The following is a 6983-nucleotide window of genomic DNA, read 5'->3' as shown; positions in this document are numbered from 1 at the left end:
GACCTACTCAATGAATACTGAATTAACTTGGTGTCACTCAGTTAGCATTGAGATAAATGATGAAATCTCAATCCCGCGTGAGTGCCCACACAGATTGTCTGACTAATTGTTAAAGAGCGTCGTCCCGTTAGGGACAGGAGGCGTATTCTAGTGAATCCTCCCACGCCGTCAAGGGTCAGTGCGAAACTTTCCTTTGCGGCCGACCAAATCCCTAAGGACCGGGTCGGTCGTCGTGGCGGTTTTACCGGTTAAGCCCGGTGCCGTGCCCCGTCGACAGGGAGCGCATTATAGGGAGCGAATTGCCCGGCGCAAGGGGTTTTTCGACAATTGATTCCGAGTGGCGAAAGATTCGCCTCCCCAGGCAAAAGTGACGGTTTTGTGGGCATCGCGCGGCCATTGTGGTGAGATGGCGTTTTTCCACGCAAAGGAGTGCGGTGCCGATGAAGCGGCTCGAAGCCATTGAAGTGTTCTGCCAGGTGGTGGAGCTGGGCCAGTTCAGCGCCGTGGCCCGCCAGCAGAATCTGTCCACGGCGATGGTCAGCAAACACATCACCCAGCTGGAGGCCCACCTGGGGGTGCGTTTGTTTCATCGCACCACCCGCCAGGTCACGGTGACTGAGGTAGGGCAACGCTACTACGACGAGGTGCGCGGCCTGCTCAGACAACTGGCCCAGGCAGACCAGAACGCCGCCCAGCAGGGGCAGTTTCCCACCGGGCGGCTGACGGTCAGCGCCAGTTTGGAGTTCGGTTCCCAGTACCTGGCGTCCATGATGGCCGGCTACCAGCGACGCTATCCCCAGGTGCAGGTCGACCTGTCACTGACCAACCGTACCGTGGATCTCATTGCCGACCGGGTGGACCTGGCCATCCGCGTGGCCCCATTTCTGCCCGACTCCCGTCTGATTGCCACCGCCATTGCCCACACCCACCTGGGCACCTGGGCCAGTCCCGAATACCTGGCACAGATGGGCACTCCGGCGCGCCCGGAAGCCCTGGCCCAGCATCGCTGTCTGCTCTTTACCGAAACTCCCCGGGGTGAGCAGTGGCTGTTTCAACACCAGGGAGAGGTGCGCAAACAGCGACTGCAGTGGCACCTGGCGTCCAATAACGGCCGGGTGTTGAACGACATGGCCGCCATGGGCGAAGGGATCGTCCAGGCCCCGGATTATTCGGTGGCCGAGTACGTTCGCCAGGGCCGGCTTGTCGAAGTCCTCGCCCCCTGGCGCATTCCGCCCATCGCCATCTCCGCCATCTATCCCCAGACCGCGGCCCAGCACCCCAAGGTGCGCACCTTCGTCGAGGCCCTGAAGGCCCATTTTGCCCGGCCACGCTGGTGAGCGTCTTGCGCCGGGCGGGAGTCAGCGCTCGGCGGTGCACTCCAGTTCAACCCGGGCATCCAGGGCCAGGCCGCCGGTGGCGAAGGCGCTGCGGGCCGGCAGGGGGGCCTGGTTGAAATAGGCCCGGTACGCCTCGTTGGCCAGGGGCCACTCGTCAATGTCCGCCAGCATCACGGTGCACTTGCGCACGTCGGTGGCACTCATGCCGTGTTGGCGCAGCACCGCATCCATATTGGCCAGCGCCTGGGTCATCTCCGCTTTGATTCCCCCCTGCACCACGGAAAACGTGCCCGGCAGGTTGCCGATTTGACCGGAGAGGATGAGCTGTTCCCCCAACGCCCGGGCGTCCGAAAAGGGCAGGTTCATCTGCTCAACACCGCGGTAGATGAAGCGACCGTTCTTCAGCACATGGCCGATGTCGCGGGTGTTGTGGATGGCTTCGATGGGGTCGGCATTGAGCACCAACAGGTTGGCCTTCTTACCCACCTCGATGGCACCAAACTCCGCTTCCCGGCCGAGCAGCAGGGCACCGTGGTGGGTGGCCGCCTGGATCGCCTCGAGGGGACTGAGCCCGCCCCGCTCCACCAGCAGCACCAACTCATCGTGGATGGGCGGGGTGGGATCCTCGAGACTGATCCCCTGGTCGGTGCCGGCGGCTATCCGCACCCCCGCCTGGTGGGCCCGCTGGACAAAGGCCACCCCGGCCAAATCGTTGTTGATGTACTTGGGCGTGGCCAGGGTGCGACTGAGGCGGTCGAAGATCACCAAAGTGGCGTCGATGATCACCCCTTGGCGTTTGAGCTCCGCCAGCAGCTCATCCACCTCGGCGCGCTCCAGCATGGCCGGTTCAAACACCTTCTGGCTGGTCCACCGCTGATAGGCCTGGTCGGTCCAACCGGGGAAATAGGCGGCGTGGGACACCCCGTCCATGCCCGCCTCGGCGGCGGAGACGGGGGAGGCGGGATTCACGTAGAGGTGAGACCAGGCCTTGAGGCCCTGGCGATGGGCCTCCTCCACCAAAGGCGCCATCAGCGCCTTGGGCACGTTGCGGTAGATTTTGATGCCGGTAGCCCCGGCCCCCTTGGCCTGGGCCAGCAGCCTGGGCAAGTCGCTGTCACTGGTGACCGAACGGATCCAGGGGGTCTGGCCCGAGGTAAAGCCGGCACTGGAGGCCACGGTGCGGGGATCGGTAAAGAACGCCGGCCCGGCAATGATGGCGGAGTAGAAGAGATCCGGCCCATCGATGCGGTCCAGCAGGGTCTGGCGGGCCAGGTAGCCCAGCACCCGGGCATCGCCCCCCATGTCTCGCACTGCGGTGACGCCACCGTGCAACAGGTGGCGCAGATTGACGACGTTGTCCGCCACATCCTCCCCCTGGTCCGGCGCGGTGGCCAGGTGAACGTGACTGTCGATGAGCCCGGGGATCACGTGCTTGCCGGTCAGCGCCACCACGGTCACCCCGTCGGGCAGGGGCCGACTGCCGGTGGGGTAGATGGCGGCGATGCGGTCCTCCTCAAGCAGCAGGGTCTGGTTGGGCTTGGGCGGGTTGCCCCGGCCATCGATGACGGTTACGCCGGTCAGGGCGGTATGGGGGGCGGACCAGGCCGCTCCGCACAGGGTGGCGGCCAGCAGGGCCAGGGTGGCCGGCAGTGTTCGCATGGGTCTTCCTTGATGGGTGGTCAGTGTCCTGTGGGTAGATGGTAGCGTTGGGACGAGCGAGGAAAAAGCGGACGCGAGGGAAAAGATTATTTACCCAGAGTAAAAGGTATTTGTTTCTTGCCCCCCTTTATTCACTGGATGGCGATGCTCTAAGGTGGAACGACAGTCAAGCGCAAGGAGCGACAGCATGACCACGGATCGTCGAACGTTCATCAAACAGGTGGGCCTGGGGGCCGGTGCCCTGGCCCTGGGCTTGCCGGCGCACGCTTCGCTCTCCCCACTCTGGCCGGACTACGACCGGGGCATGGTGATCGACGGTCTCTGTCTGCCCTTTGATGCCGGGCAAACGAACCTCAGCCCAGCGCAACTTGCGGCGTTCAAGGCCAGCGGCATTACCGCCGTTAACGCCACCATCCCCTACCCCGGCGACGACTTCGACGCCACCGTGGCCAAGATCGCCAACACCCAGGCACTTATCCGCCGCCACCCGGATCACCTGCGCCTGGTGACCCGCACCGAGGATCTGCGCCTGGCCAAAGCCCAGGGGCAGCTGGGGATCATCATCGGTTTCCAATCGGTAGAGATGTTCGCCGACCACGAAGACGCCATGGCCACCTTTGCCGGTTTGGGCGCCCGCATCATGCAGCCCTCCTACAACGGCCCCTCTCCCATCGGCACCGGCGGTCTGGCCTCGGCGTCCAACGGGCTGAGCGAGGCAGGACGCCAATGGCTGGCAGCCGCGCAGCAGCACGGGGTGCTGGTGGATCTCTCCCACGGCAACCGCCAGACGGTGCGCGACGCCCTGGACCAGGCCCAGGCACCCCTGGCGCTGACCCACACCGGCTGCAACGCCATCTATCGCCACCCACGCAACAACGACGATGCCGAGCTCAAGCGGGTCGCCGAAGGCGGGGGCGTGGTGGGGATCTACCAGATGCCGTTTTTGGATGGCGGCCAGGGGGAGCTGACCAAGGAGATGTTCCTGGCCCACCTTAAGCATGCCCTGAACCTGTGCGGTGAAGACGCCGTCAGCGTTGGCAGCGACCAGGGGATCGAGCCCATCGACGACGGCCCAGAATACCGTCAGGCCCTTAAGGCCGAAGTGCTGGCCCGCCGCGCCGCCGGGATCTCCGCCCCGGGAGAGAGCCCGGATCGCCCTCCTTTTATCCCCCACTACAACAACCCCCGTCGCATGGAGTTGGTGGCCGCCGATCTGGCCGAACTGGGCTACCCCTCTCGGGTCATCGACAAGGTGATTGGCGCCAACCTGGCAAGGGTGTTTGCCGAGACCTGGACCTGAGACCCCCACACCTAAACCCGCGGCAACTCCCCACAAAGGCCACACATTGGACATTTAGCCATCCAAAAGGCTGAATGTCCGTTGACAGACGTCCAGACGCCCCCATACACTGCCCCCACTCCCGGGCCCGAGCGCCCAGCCACCCAGAGTCCTGACAGAACGCACCATGATAAGACTGACCGCAGTATCCAAGTCCTATCGCCAGGGCGACCGGACCATCGAGGCCCTCAAGCCCCTCGATCTCCACGTCCCCGCCGGCACCATCTTCGGCATCATCGGCAGCTCCGGTGCCGGCAAGAGCACGCTGATCCGCTGCGTGAACCTGCTGGAGGCCCCCGACGCCGGCCAGGTGGTGATCGACGGTCAGGACCTGACCACCCTGAGCCCCAAGGCCCTGCGCCAGGCCCGTCAGCACATCGCGATGATCTTCCAGCACTTCAACCTGCTGGCCTCCCGCACCGTGTTCGACAACGTCGCCCTGCCGCTGGAGCTGGCCGGCACCCCCAAGGCGGAGATCACCAAAAAGGTGACCCCCTTGCTGGAGCTGGTGGGCCTGGCGGACAAGGCGGACAGCTACCCGGCCAACCTCTCCGGCGGCCAGAAGCAGCGGGTGGCCATCGCCCGGGCCCTGGCCAACGACCCCAAGGTGCTGCTGTGTGACGAAGCCACCTCGGCCCTGGACCCGGAAACCACCAAGTCGATCCTGACCCTGCTCAAGGAGATCAATCAGCGCCTGGGCCTGACCATCCTGCTCATCACCCATGAGATGGAGGTGGTCAAGCAGATCTGCGACCGGGTGGGCATCATCGATCAGGGCCGGCTGATTGAGCAGGGCGAGGTGGGCCCCTTCTTCGCCAACGCCCAGACCGAGCTGGCCCGACGCTTTATCCGCTCCACCCTGCACCTGGACATCCCCGCCAGCTACAAGGCGGCCCTCAGTTCCACCCCCGGTGAGAATGGCCTGCCACTGATCCGGCTGAGCTTCCACGGCGACAGTGTGGACGCCCCGGTGATCACCCAGGCGGCCAAGCGTTTCGGCATCGACATCAGCATCCTCAGTGCCCAGATGGAGTACGTCGGCGGCACCAAGTTCGGCCTGATGCTGGCGGAGCTGATGGGCCCGGCCAGCGCCATCGACCAAGCCACCTCCTACCTGGTGGAACACAACATCGACGTGGAGGTGCTCGGCTATGTCCAATGATCTGATCCCCCTGCTGTGGGGCGCCACGGTGCAGACCCTGCAGATGGTGTTCCTCTCCGGCTTTATCGCCGCCCTGGCCGGGATCCCCCTGGGGGTGGTGCTGCACCTGACCAAGAAGGGCCAACTGCTGCAAAACGCGCCGGTGAACCGGGTGCTGGGCATGCTGGTCAACGCCGGGCGCTCCGTGCCCTTTATCATCCTGCTGGTGGCCATCATCCCCTTCACCCGATTGGTGGTGGGCACCAGCATCGGCACCATGGCGGCGGTGGTGCCGCTGACCGTGGGTGCCATCCCCTTTATCGCCCGCCTGATCGAAGGGGCCCTGATGGAGGTGCCCGCCGGCCTGGTGGAAGCGGCCCAGACCATGGGCGCCAGCCCGGCCCAGATCATCACCAAGGTGTTGCTGCCCGAGGCCCTGCCGGGGATCGTCAACAGCATCACCATCACCCTGGTGACCCTGGTGAGCTACTCCGCCATGGCCGGTGCCGTGGGCGGCGGCGGCCTGGGCGACGTGGGCATTCGCTACGGCTATTACCGATTTGAACTGGACGTGATGCTGGCCACCATCGTCATTCTGCTGGTGCTGGTTCAGGCCCTGCAAAGTGCCGGTGACGCCCTGGTTCGGCGCATCGACCACCGTTAATCCCTATTCCTATAACGACAACACAGAGAGAACTCCGATGAACGCATTTCGCTCCCTGATCGCCGGCGCCGCTGCGCTGGCCCTGACCGCCTGTGGCGGCGGCAACGACGACGTCCTCAAGCTGGGCGCCATGGCCGGGCCCGAGGCCCAGGTGGCCGAGGTGGCCGCCAAGCTGGCCAAGGAGAAGTTTGACTTGGACGTGCAGATCGTGCCCTTCACCGACTACGTCACCCCCAACGCCGCCCTGAACGACGGCAGCATCGACATCAACGCCTTCCAGCACCGTCCCTACCTGGAGGGTCAGGTGGAAGCCCGGGGTTACGACCTGGTGGCCGTAGCCAACACCTTCGTCTACCCCATCGCCGCGTACTCCAAGAAGATCAAGAGCCTGGATGAGCTGACCCAGGGTGCCAAGGTGGCCCTGCCGAACGATCCCACCAACCTGGGCCGCTCCCTGGTGCTGCTGGAGCAACAGGGCCTGCTGACCCTCAAAGCCGGTGTGGGCATCGCCGCCACCCCCCGCGACATCGTGGAGAACCCCAAGGGGCTTGAGATCCTGGAGCTGGAAGCGGCCCAACTGCCCCGCGCCCTGCAGGACGTGAGCTTCGCGGTGATCAACAACACCTTCGCCGGCCAGGCCGGGCTGACCCTGGAGCAGGATGGCCTGTTCGTGGAGGACAAGGAGAGCCCCTACGTCAACCTGATCGTCGCCCGCACCAACAACCAGGACGACCCGCGCATCGCCCAGTTCATCGAGGCGTACCAGTCCGACGCGGTGTACAACAAGGCCCTGGAGCTGTTCAGCGGCAACATCGTCAAGGGCTGGTAAGTCCCAGGCGAGCC

The 6983-nt window shown here is 64.8% G+C and carries 6 protein-coding genes; 5 read left to right on the top strand and 1 reads right to left on the bottom strand.

Annotated features, from left to right (window positions below):
• The first annotated feature begins 440 nt into the window (after positions 1 to 440).
• Positions 441 to 1337 (top strand): LysR family transcriptional regulator, encoded by an 897-nt coding sequence (locus tag KUV81_RS17985; protein WP_222545272.1) that lies wholly within the window; start codon positions 441 to 443, stop codon positions 1335 to 1337.
• A 21-nt stretch (positions 1338 to 1358) separates the two neighbouring features.
• Here KUV81_RS17985 and KUV81_RS17980 read toward each other — a convergent pair whose 3' ends face one another.
• Positions 1359 to 2996: an amidohydrolase family protein gene (locus KUV81_RS17980; RefSeq protein WP_222545271.1), complete on the bottom strand. Its 1638-nt coding sequence runs from the start codon at positions 2994 to 2996 to the stop codon at positions 1359 to 1361.
• Positions 2997 to 3183: 187 nt separating this feature from the next.
• On the opposite strand from KUV81_RS17980, the gene KUV81_RS17975 reads away from it, so the two are divergent.
• The 4 genes from KUV81_RS17975 to metQ all read left to right on the top strand — a co-directional run bounded on the left by KUV81_RS17975 (position 3184) and on the right by metQ (position 6969).
• Positions 3184 to 4296: a dipeptidase gene (locus tag KUV81_RS17975; RefSeq protein ID WP_222545281.1), complete on the top strand. Its 1113-nt coding sequence runs from the start codon at positions 3184 to 3186 to the stop codon at positions 4294 to 4296.
• Positions 4297 to 4462: 166 nt separating this feature from the next.
• The gene (metN, locus tag KUV81_RS17970; RefSeq protein ID WP_222545270.1) at positions 4463 to 5497 is read left to right on the top strand and encodes a methionine ABC transporter ATP-binding protein MetN; all 1035 of its coding nucleotides are present in this window, start codon (positions 4463 to 4465) and stop codon (positions 5495 to 5497) included.
• Positions 5487 to 6140: a methionine ABC transporter permease gene (locus KUV81_RS17965; protein WP_222545269.1), complete on the top strand. Its 654-nt coding sequence runs from the start codon at positions 5487 to 5489 to the stop codon at positions 6138 to 6140. The genes metN and KUV81_RS17965 overlap by 11 nt, the downstream gene beginning before the upstream one ends.
• A 37-nt stretch (positions 6141 to 6177) precedes the next feature.
• A complete protein-coding gene (metQ, locus tag KUV81_RS17960; protein WP_222545268.1) occupies positions 6178 to 6969 on the top strand; it encodes a methionine ABC transporter substrate-binding lipoprotein MetQ in 792 nt (263 codons plus the stop codon).
• Positions 6970 to 6983 lie beyond the last annotated feature (14 nt).

This window comes from Ferrimonas balearica (assembly GCF_019802085.1).
Classification (GTDB): Bacteria; Pseudomonadota; Gammaproteobacteria; order Enterobacterales; family Shewanellaceae; genus Ferrimonas; species Ferrimonas balearica_B.
This window is presented reverse-complemented; position numbering and strand designations above follow the sequence as displayed.

Coding starts and splice junctions, on each gene's coding strand:
- KUV81_RS17985 (WP_222545272.1), top strand. CDS start 441: ATGAAGCGGCTCGAAGCCATTGAAGTGTTCTGCCAGGTGGTGGAGCTG.
- KUV81_RS17980 (WP_222545271.1), bottom strand. CDS start 2,996: ATGCGAACACTGCCGGCCACCCTGGCCCTGCTGGCCGCCACCCTGTGC.
- KUV81_RS17975 (WP_222545281.1), top strand. CDS start 3,184: ATGACCACGGATCGTCGAACGTTCATCAAACAGGTGGGCCTGGGGGCC.
- metN (WP_222545270.1), top strand. CDS start 4,463: ATGATAAGACTGACCGCAGTATCCAAGTCCTATCGCCAGGGCGACCGG.
- KUV81_RS17965 (WP_222545269.1), top strand. CDS start 5,487: ATGTCCAATGATCTGATCCCCCTGCTGTGGGGCGCCACGGTGCAGACC.
- metQ (WP_222545268.1), top strand. CDS start 6,178: ATGAACGCATTTCGCTCCCTGATCGCCGGCGCCGCTGCGCTGGCCCTG.